We start from the raw sequence: 14,559 nt of genomic DNA on the forward strand, positions 1-14,559 counted from the left end.
AACCCCGTCGAAAAGGCTCCGGGGGGCGAACGCGGTGCGGCATCTGAAATCGATCTATGTCCAGGTCCTGATCGCCATCGCGCTGGGCATACTGGTGGGCGCGCTGTGGCCGAAGATCGGGGTGGCGGTCAAACCGCTGGGCGACGGCTTCATCAAGCTGATCAAGCTGGTCATCGCGCCGGTAATCTTCTGCACCGTGGCCGGCGGCATCGCCCGGATGGGCGACATCAAGGCGTTCGGCCGGGTTGGCGTGAAGGCCCTGCTCTATTTCGAGGTCGTCTCGACCTTCGCCCTGATCCTGGGCCTGCTGGTCGGGCGCACTTTGAAACCCGGCGCCGGCTTCAACATCGATCCCAAGACCCTGGATCCGACCATCGCCGCCGGCTACCTGGAGAAGGCCAAGCACGGCGAGGGCCTGGTCGCCTACCTGCTGCACCTGATCCCCGACACCTTCTTCGGGGCCTTCTCCGAGGGCAACCTGCTGCAGGTGCTGCTGATCGCCATCCTGACCGGTTTTGCCTGCACGCGGCTGGGCGACTTCGGCGACAAGGTCGCCAACGTGCTGGAGGACGCCTCCAAGCTGTTCTTCGGCATCATCCAGGTGGTGGTGCGCCTGGCGCCGATCGGCGCGTTCGGGGCCATGGGCTTCACGATCGGCAAGTACGGCATCGGGGCGCTGATGCAGCTGGGCGCGCTGGTGGCGACCTTCTACCTGACCTCGCTGCTGTTCGTGCTGGTGGTGCTGGGGACCATCGCCTGGGCGTGCGGCTTCTCGATCCTGCGGTTCCTGGCCTACATCCGCGAGGAGCTGCTGATCGTGCTGGGCACCAGCTCGTCGGAGAGCGTGCTGCCGCAGATGATGATGAAGCTGGAGAACGCCGGGGCCCGCCGCTCGGTGGTCGGGCTGGTGATCCCGACCGGCTACAGCTTCAATCTCGACGGCACCAACATCTACATGACCCTGGCCACCCTGTTCCTGGCCCAGGCGACCAACACCCATATCACGCTGGGTCAGGAGCTGGCCTTGCTGGGCGTGGCCATGCTGACCTCGAAGGGCGCTTCGGGCGTGACGGGCGCGGGTTTCATCACCCTGGCCGCGACCCTGGCGGTCGTGCCCGACATCCCGATCGCGGCCCTGGCCGTGCTGGTCGGGGTCGATCGCTTCATGAGCGAATGCCGCGCCCTGACCAATCTGGTCGGCAACGGCGTGGCCACCCTGGTCGTTGCACGCTGGGAGGGAGCACTTGATCGAGAACGATTGACGCGTGTGCTGAGGGGTGACACGGTCGGCTCTGAGACTGCGACAACCTGACACATCCTGGGGGCTGTGTCAGTGTCGGCGATCTCAAGAAACAATGTTCATCGAACGCGTCAATTTCTCTGTACTTAGGCCGCGCAGATCGTATCGTGACGGCAAGAACCGACCACAGAATAGTTCACTAGAAAGTGGGGGAGGAACGTCTTGACCCAGCCGTATGTCGGTGAAATTCGCATGTTTGGCGGGAACTTTGCGCCAGCAGGATGGGCGATGTGCGATGGCCAGCTCGTAGCGATCGCCGAGAACGAGACCTTGTACCAGCTGGTCGGCACGACCTACGGCGGGGACGGCGTCAACACGTTCGGCATCCCTGACCTGCGCGGGCGCGTCGTGACCCACTGGGGTACGTCCGCGGGGACGACCTACACCCTCGGCGAAAAGGCCGGCGTGGAAACCGTCACCCTGACGCTCAATCAGATCCCGCAGCACACCCACACCGTGCTGGCCACCACGCTCCCGGGCGACACCGGCACACCCACCACCGGCACGGTGCTCGCGGCGGGGCAGACCGGAAGCACCATCCCCGAATACGCGACCGCCGGCGGCGCCCAGACCGTCGCCTCCGCCAACAGCACGACGCAGGTCGGCGGCAACCAGCCGCACGAGAACATGCAGCCCTATCTGGCGGTGAATTTCATCATCGCGCTGTACGGCATCTTCCCGTCGCAGAACTGACCGCCAGCTCGAGGAACCCCTTCATGTCCGATCAGTTTCTCGCGGAAATCCGCATCTTCGCCTTCCCGTTCGCGCCGGCCGGCTGGGCGCTCTGCAACGGCCAGATCCTGCCGATCTCGCAGAACACCGCCCTCTTCTCGCTGCTGGGCACGACCTATGGCGGCAACGGCACCTCGAACTTCGCCCTGCCGAACCTGCAAGGCTCGGCGTCGCTCCACGTCGGCCGCAACCAGCCCGGCCCCGGGCTCAGCATCTATGACCTGGGCCAGACCGGCGGTTCGGCGGGCGTGACCCTGCTGCAGACCGAAATCCCCACCCACTCGCACGCCCTCTCCGTCGTCAGCGGCACGGGCACGGCGCTGTCGCCGGCCAGCAACCAGCTGGCCAAGGCCTATACCGGCAACTTCCAGAAGAACAGCCAAGGCCTGATGTACACCGCCGGCGTGGCCAACGTGCAGATGTCGCCGCAAACGGTGAGCATCGCCGGCGGCAGCATCGCCCACAACAATGTCATGCCTTCGCTGACGGTGAGCTATTGCATCGCGCTGCAAGGCGCCTTCCCGGCGCGCAACTAAGCGCCCTTCAATCTTTCGGAGCGCCTCGCCATGGCCATGCAATACATGGGCGAACTTCGCATCATGAGCTTCAACTTCCCGCCCAAGAACTGGGCGTTCTGTAACGGACAGCTACTGTCCATCCAGCAGAACCAGGCCCTGTTCTCGCTGCTGGGCACGACGTACGGCGGTAACGGCACCACCAACTTCGCCCTTCCGGACCTGCGCACCCGCACGCCCCTCCACCAAGGGAGCGGCATCTCGGGTCAGAGCGTGGTCATGGGCGAAGTGTTGGGCCAGTATTCCCATACGCTGATCAGCACCGAGATGCCGCAGCATATCCACTTCATGAACGCCAGCACGACGGCGGCCGCCACGGCCAACGTCTCGACCCCGACGAACGCCATGATCCTCGGCAACGCCGTGGGCACGGCGACCTCGGGCGCGGCGCCGACCTTCCTTCCCTACAAGGCGACCAGTTCGTCCCTGGCGCCCATGGCGCCCCAGACCCTGGTGGCCCAAGGGGGCACGCAACCGCACGAAAACCGGCAGCCCTACCTGGCGCTGACGGTCTGCATCTCGCTCGCCGGCATCTACCCGTCGCGCAACTAACCGCGCCCGGACCCGCGCTCTTCTTCCAAGGAGAAGAGCGCGGACGATCTCAATTGAAGACGGCCTGATAGTCCTGGCAGTCGGGACTGGGGGTGTGGATCGGCGCGATATAGATGTCGTGCACCACGCCGTCCGGCCCCTTCACCGACCAGAGGTTCTCCGGCGCCCAGGGGGCCTTGGGCCCCCGGAACAGCAGGGTGAACGGCGCGCGTTCGCCCGGAGGCGCTTCACGCGTCTCGACGTCCACCAGGGTCAGGGACAGCTCGGTGTCGCCCATCTGAAACAGCGCGCCGACATGAGGCGAGAACTGGTCGGCGGTGAGGGCGGCGATAACGTCAGACATCGAATGGGCGCTCTTTACGGGCTTTGCTCTTGAGGCTCCGACTATGACCTCCAAAGACCGCGAAGGCCAAGACGCCATGCTCGTTCGCCGTGCGGAAAACGCTTCGGATCAACCTTTCCTGCAGGCGCTGTTCTCCTCCGTCCGCGCGCCCGCGTTCGCGGTGTTGGGCCTGCCCGAGCCCATGCTGGAAACGATGATGCGCCAGCAGTTCCACGCCCAGAGCACCGGCCACCAGGCCCAGTATCCCGACGCCCGGCGCGAGATCGTCGAGGCGGATGGGACGGCGATCGGCCGCCTGGTCAGCGACCTTGGCGACACGCACCTGCACCTGGTCGACATCGCCCTGGCGCCGGACTGGCGCGGCCAGGGCCTGGGCTCGGTCCTGATCGGTCAGTTGCAGGACGAGGCTCGCGCGGCGGGGCTGGCGATGACCCTGCAGGTCGCCCGCGACAACCCGGCGGCCAACCTCTATGCGCGCCTCGGTTTCGAGATGACCGCGGCCGACGAGGTCTATCAGGACATGCGCTGGACGCCCGCCTAGCGGCCGTAGAGCTCCAGCCGCACCGGCTTGCCCGACCGGCGCACGACCACGCCGTGGTCGCTGATCGCCAACACCCTCCAGCCGTGCAGGCTCTCGCCGACCGTCAGCCGCGCCGACTGGCCTTGCAGGGTAAGGATCGCCACCGTCCGCTGGCCGCGCACCAGGCCCACGAGGGTCGGCGGCGTGGCCTCGACCAGCGCCTGGGCTTCCAGCGCGCCGGGCGGGGCGAAGGCCAAGCGGCGGGCGGTGGACGAGGTTGAAATCTCGGTCGCGCCAGGCCGCGCCTGGGTCCCCACAGACAGGCCGCCGCTGGAGGCCGACGACACTTCGTCCGGCCGCGCCAAGCCATAGGCCAGAGCAGCCCCGATCACGGCCGAAACCAGCAGCGCGCCCAGGGCGAAGTTCTTCTGGGTCATGGTCTGCGCTCCGAGCGCAAGCGGACCAGCACGGTCAGCTCCGCGACGGTCTCGGCGCGCGGGCCGATCGTCGGGGGCGTCTTCATGGTCAGGCCGTCCAGGACCAGGGTGTCGTCCTTGGCCGCCACGGCGCGGCTCCAGCGCGCGACGCCGTCGGCGGTCGCCAGGCCCGAGACCTTGATCCGCGCCAGGGACAGGCCGGACTTCAGGGCGGTGAACTCCAGGGCCGTGGCGGTCATGTCGGGCAGGCCGGCGGCGCGCAGATCGGCCTCGATCGTCCGCTCCAGCGCGGGACCCGCCGTGACCTTGTCCAGGACCACGGCGCGCCCGCCCAGCGACCGGGCGGCGACGTGCTGGTAGCGAGCCCGCTGGTCGGCCTGGGCGGCTTGCTCCGTGGCCAGATCGGTCTTCTCGCGCAGTTGCAGCCCGACCCGCGCGGTCAGGCCGGCCAGGGCCAGGACGGCGACCAGGGTCAGGGCGGCCAGGGCCGGGGTCGTCAGGCGCTCGCTCATGGGCAGGCCCACCGCGCCAGGGTCAGGGTGGCGGTCTCGGCGATCGGCGGCGGAGGACTAGTGGGATCGACGAACCCACCGCCCGCGCCGGAGGTCGGTCCGTACACGACACCCGGATAGAACCCGCCCTGCCCCGGCGCGCTGCGCGGCGGCGGCGGACCGCGCCTCGGATAGCCGGGCGCGGGCTGGAACGCTCCGGGCACGCCATAGGCCGGCGCGGCCGGCGGCGGCGTGACGGGAAGCGCCGCGACCGGTCCGGGCGTCGGCGCGCTTGGCGCCAGTCCCAGAGCCGCCAGGGCCGTGAGGCGCTCCGGCGTCGGCGCGGTGCTGTAGTCCGCGGTGATCAGGCCGGGCGTGATCGATAGTCCGGACAGATAGGTCCCGCCCGCGGCCAGGCGGTCGAAGACGCAGCCGACCCGGCCGGCCTGGTTGGTCTCGCCCAGCTGCGCCCAGCGCCGCGCCGCCGCCGATTGCGCCTGGGCTTGCCGGCGCGCGGCGGCGACGCCGGCGTGGGTCCGCTCCAGTCGATCCTGATCGTCGGCCAGACGCTGGTCCAGGCCGATGCTGGCCCCGCCCAGGATCAGGATCAGGCACAGGGCGCTGATCGCGACCACCTGCAGATGGCCCCGGACACCCTCGACACGCTCGCCGGCGGTCTCGGGATGGTCGAAGCGGAAACGATAGGTTTCGCCCTCCAGCGTCCCATCCAGCCAGACCCGCTTCAGCGGCCGCCCGCCCGGCGTGGGCGTGAAGATCGCCAGCGGCGCGACGGCCACGGCGTAGCCGGTCAGATTGGCCTCGGCCGGGCCGATCAGGGCCACGGCCGCGACGCCTTCACCGGGCGGCAGCGGCGACAGGCGGTCGAGTTGCAGGGCGACGGCGGCGCGAGCGTCCTTCAGGGCCGCGACGGGCAGATCGACCGCCTGCACGAACAGGTCCGCCGACGCCGGCGCGACAGGTCGCGCAGACGCCGGCGGCGTCAGGTCCAGGATCGGCGGCGCGAAGGCCTTGAAGCGGGCGCGGGACTTCATGGCGACGCCGCTACCGGGGCCTTGGCGGCGCGGCACGAACCGCCGGCCGCGCTGGCGCAGATTTCCGGCAGGTCACAGCGCATCGCCCCCGTTGCGACGATCTCGCGGGGGGTCTCGACGATCACCGCCGAGCGCCCCGGGCGAGCCTGGCCGTCGGCGTCCGTCGCTCCGACCAGCCTCAGGCTTACCGAGTCCCGCAGATCAAGGGAACCCAGAGCGGCCGAGACCAGCCGGACGTGGCCCTGGCGCGACTGGTCCCGCTCCAGGGTCAGGACGCGGCGAGTGCTGTCGCCCGTCGCCACCGCCACGCCGTTGTCGTCCTCGACGAACGTCGCGCCGGGCTCTGCGCAAGGATCGGCGTTCAGCTGCGTGTTCAGCCGCCCGGCGTTGCGGGCGTCGAGGATGCCGGCCGTCAGCCCCCCGGTGAAGCCGACATAGTTGACGTGCAAGGCCAGCAGCAGGCTCAGGATCAGCGCCCCGATGGCCAGGGCCACGAGGGTCTCCGAGAGCGCGAAGCCCCTGGCGCCCCGCCGCTTCATCGGGCGCTCGCCGGCGCGATCACCGCGCGCACGCTGTGCTTGTAGGGCTTGCCGCGCACGGTCCAGCGCACGTCGATGCGGACGTCGATCGGGCTGTCGGGCAGGTCGCGCTCCACCGGCCCCGCGCCCTTGCGCAGCCAGGAATACTTGCCGACCTGGCCCGTCGCGACACCGTTCAGCTGCGCCGCCGAGGCCAGCCGCGCCTCCTCGTAGACCGCCTGCGTCAGGCGCGCCGCGCCGCGCTCGGCGGACGCCTTCTCCAGCTGGCCCGAGACGGTGATCAGCACGACGATGGCCAAGGTGGCGGCCAGGCCGGCGATCGCCGTCGAGACGATGGCCTCGGCAAGGATGAAGCCTCGCGCGCCTCGCCCTTTCACGGCTCGACCCCGGCGCTGATCGACAGCAGGCCCTGGAAGATCACCAGCACCACCCCGCCGACCAGCAGGCCGATCAGCAGCACGATGGCCGGGGTCAGCAGCGACAGCAGCCGTTCGGTGCGCTCGTGGGCGCGCTCGGACAGGGTCGTGGCGGCCTCGCCCAGCACGCGCGGCAGGTCCTGGGCCTGCTCGCCGACGCGGGTCAGGTTCAGCAGCAGGGCCGGCGCGTGCGGCGAGGCGGCCAGGGCGTCCGACAGCCGCGCGCCCTCGGCCAGGCGCGGGTCCTGCGCCTCCAGCGGCCGACGCACGGCGTTGACGCCGATGGCCATCACCGACACCCGATAGGCCGAGATGGTCGGCACCCCTGCCAGCAGGGCGATCGACAGCCGTTGGGCCAAGCTGGCGAACAGGGCGTCGGCCAGGATGCCGCCGCCCAGGCGGCTGAGCAGCAGGCGCTCGCCCACCTCCAGCACCGCGCGCCGCACCGGGGCCAGGCCGGCGATGGCCAGAGCGACCACGGCCAGGAGAAGACCGACATAGGGCGCGCTGGCCCGCAGGACCGCTCCGCCCGTCAACACCGCGCGGGTCGAGGCCGGCAGGTCGCCCACGCTGTTGAAGGCTGGTTCCAGGGCCGGCAGCACGACGACGGCGAAGATCATCATCGCCGCCATGGCCATGAACAGCACGAACAGCGGATAGAGCACCAGGGTCAGCAGCCGCCGCTTCAGCCCGGCCTGGGCCCGCAGCGCCACCGCCCCGCCGGCCAGGATCTCGTGCAACCGGCCGGTCGTTTCACCCGCCCGCGCCAGGGCCTGGAGGAACCGTCCGGTGCGCCCCGGCGCGGCTTCCAGCGCCGCCGACAGCGACAGGCCGCGCAGCAGGTCCTCGTGCAGCCGCCTCGCCAGCCGCGCCTGACGGGGCTGGTCGCCGCCGGTTTCGATCAGCTGCAGGGCCTGGCCCAGGGAGAGGCCGCTGCGCATGAAGCGCGCCAGGTCGGTGGCCAGACCCGCCGCCGAAGCGTCGTCCAGCTTCAGCCCGCCCGAACCGCCCTCGCCCCAATCGCCGCCCCGCGTGATGGCCAGGGGCGTGATCTGCTCGCCCAGCAACAGGTCGCGCAGGTGGGTCTCGTCGCGCGCCGCCCTGCGGCCGCGCACGGGCCGTCCCTGACCGTCGAGGCCCCGGTAGGCGAAGGTCGTCACAGGCCCACCGTACGGTAGGCGTCGTCGAGGCAAAGCTCGCCCCGTCCGACCCGGTCCAGCACCCGCCGGGCCATGACCGCGAAGCCGGGGCTGGCGGCCAGATGAGCGCGGATGTCGGCGGTCGGCGCGCCGGTGGCGATCAGCCGCTCGATCGTGGTGTCATTGTCGAAGGTCTCGCCGATCGGCGCGCGGCCGATCCGACCGGTCTCGTCGCACTCGCGGCAGCCGCGCGGCTCGCGCAGGCCCGCCTCCGGCGCGGCGGCGCCATGACGGGAGAACAGGGCTCGCTCCTCCTCCGTGGTCGGACGAACGGTCGAGCAGGCCGGACACAGGCGCGGGATCAACCGCTGGGCCGACACCCCGACCAGCACGCTGGACAGCAGATAACCCTCCACGCCCATGTCCATCAGGCGAGCCGGGGCGGTGGCGGCGTCGTTGGTGTGCAGGGTGGCCAGCACCAGGTGGCCGGTCAGGGCCGCCTGCACGGCCAGCCGCGCGGTCTCGGAGTCGCGGATCTCGCCCACCAGGATGACGTCCGGATCGTGGCGCAGGAAGGCGCGCAGGGCCGAGGCGAACGACACCCCGGCCGCCTCGTTGACCTGGGTCTGGTTGATGCCGTCGAACACGTATTCGATCGGGTCCTCGACGGTCAGCACCTTGCGCTGGCGCGTGCCCAGCCGGCGCAAGGCGGCGTAGAGCGTCGTGGTCTTGCCGCTGCCGGTCGGGCCGGTGACCAGGATCAGGCCGTGCGGCTTGCGCAGCTGGCGGCCCAGGGCGGCGACGAAGTCAGGATCGAAGCCCAGGCTGTCCAGGGTGAAGTCGACGCCTTGCCGGGCCAGCAGGCGGATGACCACCGACTCGCCATGCACGGTCGGGGTGGTCGAGATCCGCATGTCGATGGTCTCGCCGCGCACCGGGGCCATGGCCCGACCGTCCTGGGGCGAGCGCACGGTGGCGACGTCGAGATCGGCCAGCACCTTGACCCGCGCCACCACGCCCAGACCGAAGGCGGCCGGTAGGATGTCGGCGTCGCGCAGGTCGCCATCGATCCGGAAGCGGACGATGCAGCGATCGATCTTCTGCTCCAGGTGGATGTCCGAGGCCCGCTCGGCGACGGCGCGCTCCAGCAGACTGTCCAGATAGGTCACCACCGGCGCGTCGCGCGCGGCCGGATCGGGATTGGCGGCGGTTTCGGTCTCGACCTCCGGCCCGTCGTGCAGGGCGCGGGCGCTGAGATTGCGCCAGGCCGAGAACGGAAGGGTGGCGAAGGTCACCGGACGGTCGGCGGCGTAGCGGATGCCGCGCCGCGCGGCCTCGACCCCGGCGTCGACCAAACCGACCACCAGCCCCTCCGGATCGGCGCGCAGCACGGCGGCGTGGTGGGCCAGCAGGAAGCGCGGGTTCAGGCCGTGGCCGCCGGCCAGGTCCTGGCGGGAGGGCAGCGGCTCGGCCCAGACCGGAGTGGCGTGCAGGCCGGCCGAGGCGTCGGCGATGGCGGTCTCAGGCGCCAGGCCCAGCTGGTTGGCGACCACGGCGGCGGGCTGCCCGGTCAGGCCCACGCTCTGCACCAGACGCTCGCGGCGCGAGGCCGGCAGGTCCAGCATGTCGGCCAGTTGTCCGGCCGCAATAGCGGCCTGCGCCGCAAGTGTCGGTCGAAGCTCGATGGACTCCGTCCCCGATTTGGAAGCATCTGATAGATCAGAAGGATCGGTTTGGGGCATATATCGATCGATTTTGGGGTGGAAGGCTAGAACTTGGCGCATTGTTATCAGCGGCGTAAGACCGCGCGAGGCCGAAAAGCTCTATCGGGGTACACGCTCACCGAAATGTTGGTGGTTGTCGCCATCATCGGTTTAATCGCGGCTGTCGTCGTGCCGCAGACCATCGGCCAGCTGGGCAAGACCCAGTCGCGCGCCGCCAAGCTGCAGATGCAGTCCGTCGCCGCCGCCGTCGAGCTCTATGCCGGCGACATCGGCCACCCGCCCACGGCCGAGGAAGGCCTCAAGGCGCTGATCACCGCCCCGCCCGGCGCCGACAACTGGACCGGCCCCTATCTGCGCAAGCCCGAACAGATCGTCGACCCGTGGTCGCGGCCGTTCCTCTACACCGTCGACGGCTCGACCTTCACGCTCCAGACCCTGGGCGCCGACGGCCGTCCGGGCGGCGTCGGCGGCGATCGAGACATCACCGTCCAATGAGCGCGAGGGCCCTTTCGCGCGCCGGCCTGGCGTTGAGCCTGTTGGCCAGCGTGCTGTCGGGTTGCGCCGCGCCGCGCGTGCCGCATGGCCAGGTCGCCCTGCCCGCCTCCGTCCCGCCGCATCCGGCCAATCCACGCCCCGAGGCCGCGCCCGAGGCGCCGCGCGAGGGCTGGCGCATGGATGCGACCCAGCCGCCGACCACCCGACCGCTGCCGCCCAACGCCATCGTCGCGCCGCGCCTGAAGATCAATATCGCCCTGGAGGGCGCCCCGATTGCCGCCGCCGCCGACGCGGTGCTGGGCGAGGCCCTGGGCCGCTCGTTCCGCGTCGATCCCGGCGTCCAGGGCGCGGTCTCGATCCGGCTTATCGGCGAGCTGACCGAGGCCGAGATCCTGACCCAGTTCGACCAGGCCCTGCGCGCCAGCGGCGCGGCCCTGGCCGGCGGAGCGGGTGGTGGTATCGCCGTCGTGCCGGCCAGCGCCGCGCCGACCTTCTCGTCGATCTCGCCGGGCGACGGCTCGCCGGTGGCCTATCTGACCGGCGGCCTGGCCGTCTATCAGGCCCGCCACCTGGGGGCCGCCGAGCTGGCCAAGCTGCTGGAGCCCCTGGCCGAGGGCGGCGCCCGCCTGCGCGCCGATCCCGCGCGCCAGCAGGTCTACATCTCCGGCTCGCCGTCCATGGTCGGCAGCCTGGCGCGGGCGGCGGCGATCTTCGACGTCGACTGGCTGGCCGGCCGCAGCGTCCAGTTCTATCCGATGCGCCGGGCGGCCGCGAAGGCCGTGGCCGACGACGTCCAGAAGGTGATGGGCGGCGCGGCGGGTCCCGTCGGCAGCCAGGTCGAGATGATCGTCGTCGATCGCCTGAACGCCCTGATCATCACCGCCAAGTCGCCGGAACTGCTGGACCAGACCCTGCAATGGGTCCAGCGCCTGGACCAGCCGGCCGAACCGTCGGACCGCCGCCTGCGGGTCGTGCGCCTGACCAACCTGGCCTCGGCCGACTTCGCCAAGACCCTGAGCGAGCTCTTCGCCCGCGCCCCGACGCCGGGCGCCGTGGTCGGCCCCAACCGGCCCCGGGCCGACGGCGCGATCACCGCCGACGAGCGCTCGAACTCGATCCTGATGTTCGCCGACGACGCCGAGTACCAGAGCGTGCTGGAGATCGTCCGCCAACTGGACGTGCCGGCCCAGCAGATCATGATCGAAGCCACGGTCGCCGAGGTCACGCTGAACAACCAGCTGAAGTACGGCGTCCAGGCCTTCCTCGACAGCGGCAAGCTGACGGGCGGGCTGTCGGCCAGCGACAGCGCCGCCGGCGCGCCCGGCTTCCCGGGCCTGGCGCTGCGCTATATGAACGGCGACTTCCGCGCGGTGCTGAACGCCTTGTCGACCGTGACCGACGTCGAGCTGATCTCGACCCCGCGCATCCTGGTCACCGCCAACGAGACCGCGACGTTGCAGGTCGGCGACCAGGTGCCGATCATCACCCAGTCCAGCCAGGCCACCGACACCAGCAACGCCCGCATCGTCAACAGCGTCGCCTATCGCGACACCGGCGTCGTCCTGACCGTGACGGCGCGGGTCGGCGAAGGCGGGCGGATCTTCATCGACATCGCCCAGGAAGTCAGCGACGTCACCGACACCATCACCTCGGGCATCGACTCTCCGACCATCCAGCAGCGCCGGTTCAACACCCACATCCAGGTCGATGACGGCCAGGTGGTGGCGCTGGGCGGCCTGCTGCGGTCCAGTCGCACGCGCGGGGCCACGGGCCTGCCGGTGCTGAGCCGCGCGCCGATCATCGGCGGGCTGTTTGGCCAGACCACGCGCAACGACCGACAGACCGAGCTGGTGGTGTTCCTCAAGCCCCAGCTGGTCGAGACCCGCTCGGAAGCCGACCGCATCACCGACGAGATCGCGGCGCGGATCAAGGCGCTGGGGTTCGGGCGTGCCGGGCGCTAGGCGACAGAAGGGGGCAAAGGGCTTCACCCTGGCCCTGACCACCATCCTGACGTTCTCGCTGATGAGCCTGGCGGCCGGGATCGTCGGCCTGGCCGTGACCCAGGACCGCGCCGCGCGCCGGGCCCTGGACAATGTCGACACCACCATCGCCCTGGAGTCGGCCTCCGAGATGGCCCTGCTGACCCTGCGCCGCGACGGCGTCCCTCAAGCGCCGACCTGGCGCGAGGACGTCGACTGGGAGGGCCAGACCATCGCCGTCGACCAGTTCGACACCGCCTACAGGCTGGACATCAACGCCGACACCGCCGCCGTGCTGGCCGCCGCCCAGGCCCAGCCGGCCGCTACGCGGCTGGGCGAAGACCTCGCCGCCGTCATGCCCCCGCCCGCGCCGCCGTCACCGGATGCGCCGGTGTTCTCGGTCCAGCGCCTGAGCGAACTGGTCTCCCGGATGCAGGCCGACGCGGCCGAGGAGGACTGCCTGCGGATGCTGGCCACGATCGGCCGCGAGGCGACGCGCCTGGAGCTCGAAAAGCCCGCGCCGCTGGTCGTCCCGCGCCAACCGCTGGTCCCGAACCAGGTAATCGAGCTCCGCGTCGCCGCCCGCGACGGCTTCGGGCGCAACCAGGTCCTGTGGCGACGCGTGCGCTATTTCGGCGCCCCGCAGCGGGTGTTCGGCGACCACGACTGGCGCCGCCTGACCCTGGCCGACGCGCGCCCGGCCTGCCAGCCGGCGACGTCCTGATGGAGCTTACCGCCCGGCTGTTCTGGGTGCTGATCGGCCCGTTCATCGGGCTCTATGTCGCCACCTTCGCCGTCGCCTGGCCGCGTGCGCCGCGACTGTGGGGCCGGTCGCGCTGCGACCGCTGCGGCACACCGCTGCGGGCCCGCGACCAGGTCCCGGTGCTGTCCTACCTGCTCAAGCGCGGCCGGCGCGGCTGCTGCGATGGCAAGATCCCGCGCACCTTCCCGCTGGGCGAAGCCGGGGGCCTGGGCGTAGGCGTGATCGCCGCGGCCTGGCCCCAGCCCTGGCAGGCGGCCTTGGTCGCCGCCCTGGGCTACTGCCTGCTCTATCTCGCTCTGGTGGACCTGCGGCGCTACCGCCTGCCGATCCCGGCCCTCTGGCTGGCGGCGGTGCTAGCGGTGGGGCTCTGCGCCTGGACACGATGGCCGAAGCTGCCCGGCGACCTGCTGGGCGCGGCGACCGTGGCGGCCTTCATGCTGCTGCTGCGCCGGATGGGTCCCCGGCGCGACGACCCGGAAATGAGTACGGGCATGGGCGGCGGCGATGTGGCGCTGGCGGCGATCGTCGCCCTGCTGGCCGGATGGCGGCTAGCCCCGCTGAGCCTTGCGGTTGCCGCTCTGGCGCCGCTTCTGATCATGACGATTCAGCGAAGGCGAGGACCTGTCGCTTTCGGCTTCTGGTTGAATCTAGCAGGTCTATTAGCCCTGATTCCCTTGAGGGGAACTTAGCCTTGTCTTCGCCCCGCCTAGCGTAAGTAATCTTTGCCTGATAGATCATTGTTATCTTAGAAGGGGCTAAGGCATGGATCGTCGCGCATTTATCGGTACCGCCGGGGCCGCCGCCTTTTCTGGCGCAGCTTTGTCCGCAACGCCTAATTGTGCGATCGCCGCCCCGGCCCTGCAGCAGATGAGCGGCCGCAAGGTCCGTCTCCAGGGCTGGCTCCAGCCGGCCGGCCAGGACCAACGCCACTTCTTCACCCTGACCGCCGACCGAAACGCCCAGCCGGTGACGGCCACGCGTCCGGAAGACTGGCGCGGCGACAGCATCCGCGTCCTGCCCAAGGATGCCTCTGCGTTCCACGCCGCCGGCCCGGTCTGGGTCGAGGGCGTGCTGCGGACCGGCCGTTTCGCCGACATCTCGACGGGCCTGGCGACCGGCGCCGTGCTGCTGGACGCGCGCCTCGTCTGAGCCTCTCCGGGCCCGCTGAACGCCCGGTATCCGACACTCATCCCTATCCGTCACGGTCGTGGTCATCCGCGACCGTTTGACGCGCGACATGGGCGGGAAAACGCGCCGTGTAATGCCCATTTCTCGGCGATTTCCCGCGCCGCCGAACGCGCGGGCTCCGGCTAGAGCCTTGACCTATCAACGTTCTTAACGTGCTGGCGCACCCTTTGTCGGATATCCGACGCATGGCATGGTCCGCGCCAATAGGGGCCAATGCACGGTTCCTCGAAATGTATACCGGCGGCTCAGCTTGTCCGGCGCCGTCTGCGTGTTAGGGTTTCAACCACAATCAACGTGCAACGCTGGAGACATGC

Annotated in this window: 18 protein-coding genes; 10 read left to right on the forward strand and 8 right to left on the reverse strand. The window is 70.4% G+C overall.

The features are described 5' to 3' along the window. Window positions 1-43 precede the first annotated feature (43 nt). From AC07NI_RS20855 to AC07NI_RS20870, 4 genes are all read left to right on the forward strand, one after another. Window positions 44-1,312, forward strand: a complete 1,269-nt coding sequence (locus tag AC07NI_RS20855; RefSeq protein WP_494623330.1) for a dicarboxylate/amino acid:cation symporter — start codon at window positions 44-46, stop codon at window positions 1,310-1,312. Window positions 1,313-1,528: 216 nt separating this feature from the next. Then, window positions 1,529-1,993 (forward strand): phage tail protein, encoded by a 465-nt coding sequence (locus AC07NI_RS20860; RefSeq protein ID WP_494622656.1) that lies wholly within the window; start codon window positions 1,529-1,531, stop codon window positions 1,991-1,993. 23 nt (window positions 1,994-2,016) lie between these two features. Beyond that, window positions 2,017-2,568, forward strand: a complete 552-nt coding sequence (locus AC07NI_RS20865; protein ID WP_494622658.1) for a phage tail protein — start codon at window positions 2,017-2,019, stop codon at window positions 2,566-2,568. Between the two features lie 30 nt (window positions 2,569-2,598). Further along, window positions 2,599-3,159 carry a phage tail protein gene (locus AC07NI_RS20870; RefSeq protein ID WP_494622660.1) on the forward strand — a complete coding sequence of 187 codons (561 nt, stop codon included), beginning with the start codon at window positions 2,599-2,601 and terminating at the stop codon, window positions 3,157-3,159. Window positions 3,160-3,208: 49 nt separating this feature from the next. Here the strand turns inward: AC07NI_RS20870 and AC07NI_RS20875 are convergent, their stop codons facing one another. Further along, window positions 3,209-3,502: a DUF6916 family protein gene (locus AC07NI_RS20875; RefSeq protein ID WP_494622662.1), complete on the reverse strand. Its 294-nt coding sequence runs from the start codon at window positions 3,500-3,502 to the stop codon at window positions 3,209-3,211. A 43-nt stretch (window positions 3,503-3,545) separates the two neighbouring features. Between AC07NI_RS20875 and AC07NI_RS20880 the strand changes: the two genes are divergently transcribed. Further along, window positions 3,546-4,043: a GNAT family N-acetyltransferase gene (locus AC07NI_RS20880; protein ID WP_494622664.1), complete on the forward strand. Its 498-nt coding sequence runs from the start codon at window positions 3,546-3,548 to the stop codon at window positions 4,041-4,043. Here AC07NI_RS20880 and AC07NI_RS20885 read toward each other — a convergent pair. Genes AC07NI_RS20885 through AC07NI_RS20915 form a run of 7 tightly spaced genes read right to left on the reverse strand, consistent with a single transcriptional unit; the run spans window position 4,040 to window position 9,721 of the window. Next, complete coding sequence (locus AC07NI_RS20885) at window positions 4,040-4,459, reverse strand: hypothetical protein (RefSeq protein ID WP_494622666.1); 420 nt, start codon at window positions 4,457-4,459, stop codon at window positions 4,040-4,042. The two genes, AC07NI_RS20880 and AC07NI_RS20885, sit on opposite strands and share 4 nt — an antisense overlap. Continuing rightward, window positions 4,456-4,971 (reverse strand): hypothetical protein, encoded by a 516-nt coding sequence (locus tag AC07NI_RS20890; RefSeq protein WP_494622668.1) that lies wholly within the window; start codon window positions 4,969-4,971, stop codon window positions 4,456-4,458. Before AC07NI_RS20890 ends, AC07NI_RS20885 begins: the two co-directional genes overlap by 4 nt. Then, window positions 4,968-6,002: a hypothetical protein gene (locus AC07NI_RS20895; RefSeq protein WP_494622670.1), complete on the reverse strand. Its 1,035-nt coding sequence runs from the start codon at window positions 6,000-6,002 to the stop codon at window positions 4,968-4,970. The genes AC07NI_RS20890 and AC07NI_RS20895 overlap by 4 nt, the downstream gene beginning before the upstream one ends. Beyond that, on the reverse strand, window positions 5,999-6,541 hold the full coding sequence (locus tag AC07NI_RS20900) for a prepilin-type N-terminal cleavage/methylation domain-containing protein (RefSeq protein WP_494622672.1): 543 nt from the start codon (window positions 6,539-6,541) through the stop codon (window positions 5,999-6,001). Before AC07NI_RS20900 ends, AC07NI_RS20895 begins: the two co-directional genes overlap by 4 nt. After that, the gene (locus AC07NI_RS20905) at window positions 6,538-6,918 is read right to left on the reverse strand and encodes a hypothetical protein (RefSeq protein ID WP_494622674.1); all 381 of its coding nucleotides are present in this window, start codon (window positions 6,916-6,918) and stop codon (window positions 6,538-6,540) included. Before AC07NI_RS20905 ends, AC07NI_RS20900 begins: the two co-directional genes overlap by 4 nt. After that, window positions 6,915-8,117, reverse strand: coding sequence for a type II secretion system F family protein (locus tag AC07NI_RS20910; protein WP_494622676.1), 1,203 nt, complete (start codon window positions 8,115-8,117; stop codon window positions 6,915-6,917). The genes AC07NI_RS20905 and AC07NI_RS20910 overlap by 4 nt, the downstream gene beginning before the upstream one ends. Next, the gene (locus AC07NI_RS20915) at window positions 8,114-9,721 is read right to left on the reverse strand and encodes a GspE/PulE family protein (RefSeq protein WP_494622678.1); all 1,608 of its coding nucleotides are present in this window, start codon (window positions 9,719-9,721) and stop codon (window positions 8,114-8,116) included. Before AC07NI_RS20915 ends, AC07NI_RS20910 begins: the two co-directional genes overlap by 4 nt. A 150-nt stretch (window positions 9,722-9,871) precedes the next feature. Between AC07NI_RS20915 and gspG the strand changes: the two genes are divergently transcribed. The 5 genes from gspG to AC07NI_RS20940 all read left to right on the forward strand — a co-directional run bounded on the left by gspG (window position 9,872) and on the right by AC07NI_RS20940 (window position 14,206). Further along, the gene (gene gspG, locus AC07NI_RS20920) at window positions 9,872-10,315 is read left to right on the forward strand and encodes a type II secretion system major pseudopilin GspG (protein ID WP_494622680.1); all 444 of its coding nucleotides are present in this window, start codon (window positions 9,872-9,874) and stop codon (window positions 10,313-10,315) included. Next, window positions 10,312-12,276 carry a type II secretion system secretin GspD gene (gene gspD / locus AC07NI_RS20925; protein WP_494622682.1) on the forward strand — a complete coding sequence of 655 codons (1,965 nt, stop codon included), beginning with the start codon at window positions 10,312-10,314 and terminating at the stop codon, window positions 12,274-12,276. The genes gspG and gspD overlap by 4 nt, the downstream gene beginning before the upstream one ends. Further along, a complete protein-coding gene (locus AC07NI_RS20930; RefSeq protein WP_494622684.1) occupies window positions 12,263-13,018 on the forward strand; it encodes a hypothetical protein in 756 nt (251 codons plus the stop codon). The genes gspD and AC07NI_RS20930 overlap by 14 nt, the downstream gene beginning before the upstream one ends. After that, window positions 13,018-13,746, forward strand: a complete 729-nt coding sequence (locus tag AC07NI_RS20935; protein WP_494622686.1) for a prepilin peptidase — start codon at window positions 13,018-13,020, stop codon at window positions 13,744-13,746. The genes AC07NI_RS20930 and AC07NI_RS20935 overlap by 1 nt, the downstream gene beginning before the upstream one ends. 130 nt (window positions 13,747-13,876) lie before the next feature. Continuing rightward, entirely contained in the window at window positions 13,877-14,206 is a 330-nt protein-coding gene (locus AC07NI_RS20940) for a hypothetical protein (protein ID WP_494622688.1), read from the forward strand. The last annotated feature ends 353 nt before the right edge of the window (window positions 14,207-14,559 follow it).

This window comes from Caulobacter sp. GW821-FHT10E02 (assembly GCF_059415225.1).

Excerpts from the sequence above, each read along its gene's own strand:
- AC07NI_RS20860 (WP_494622656.1), top strand. The coding sequence starts at position 1,529 with ATGTGCGATGGCCAGCTCGTAGCGATCGCCGAGAACGAGACCTTGTAC.
- AC07NI_RS20865 (WP_494622658.1), top strand. The coding sequence starts at position 2,017 with ATGTCCGATCAGTTTCTCGCGGAAATCCGCATCTTCGCCTTCCCGTTC.
- AC07NI_RS20870 (WP_494622660.1), top strand. The coding sequence starts at position 2,599 with ATGGCCATGCAATACATGGGCGAACTTCGCATCATGAGCTTCAACTTC.
- AC07NI_RS20875 (WP_494622662.1), bottom strand. The coding sequence starts at position 3,502 with ATGTCTGACGTTATCGCCGCCCTCACCGCCGACCAGTTCTCGCCTCAT.
- AC07NI_RS20880 (WP_494622664.1), top strand. The coding sequence starts at position 3,546 with ATGACCTCCAAAGACCGCGAAGGCCAAGACGCCATGCTCGTTCGCCGT.
- AC07NI_RS20885 (WP_494622666.1), bottom strand. The coding sequence starts at position 4,459 with ATGACCCAGAAGAACTTCGCCCTGGGCGCGCTGCTGGTTTCGGCCGTG.
- AC07NI_RS20890 (WP_494622668.1), bottom strand. The coding sequence starts at position 4,971 with ATGAGCGAGCGCCTGACGACCCCGGCCCTGGCCGCCCTGACCCTGGTC.
- AC07NI_RS20895 (WP_494622670.1), bottom strand. The coding sequence starts at position 6,002 with ATGAAGTCCCGCGCCCGCTTCAAGGCCTTCGCGCCGCCGATCCTGGAC.
- AC07NI_RS20900 (WP_494622672.1), bottom strand. The coding sequence starts at position 6,541 with ATGAAGCGGCGGGGCGCCAGGGGCTTCGCGCTCTCGGAGACCCTCGTG.
- AC07NI_RS20915 (WP_494622678.1), bottom strand. The coding sequence starts at position 9,721 with ATGCTGGACCTGCCGGCCTCGCGCCGCGAGCGTCTGGTGCAGAGCGTG.
- gspD (WP_494622682.1), top strand. The coding sequence starts at position 10,312 with ATGAGCGCGAGGGCCCTTTCGCGCGCCGGCCTGGCGTTGAGCCTGTTG.
- AC07NI_RS20935 (WP_494622686.1), top strand. The coding sequence starts at position 13,018 with ATGGAGCTTACCGCCCGGCTGTTCTGGGTGCTGATCGGCCCGTTCATC.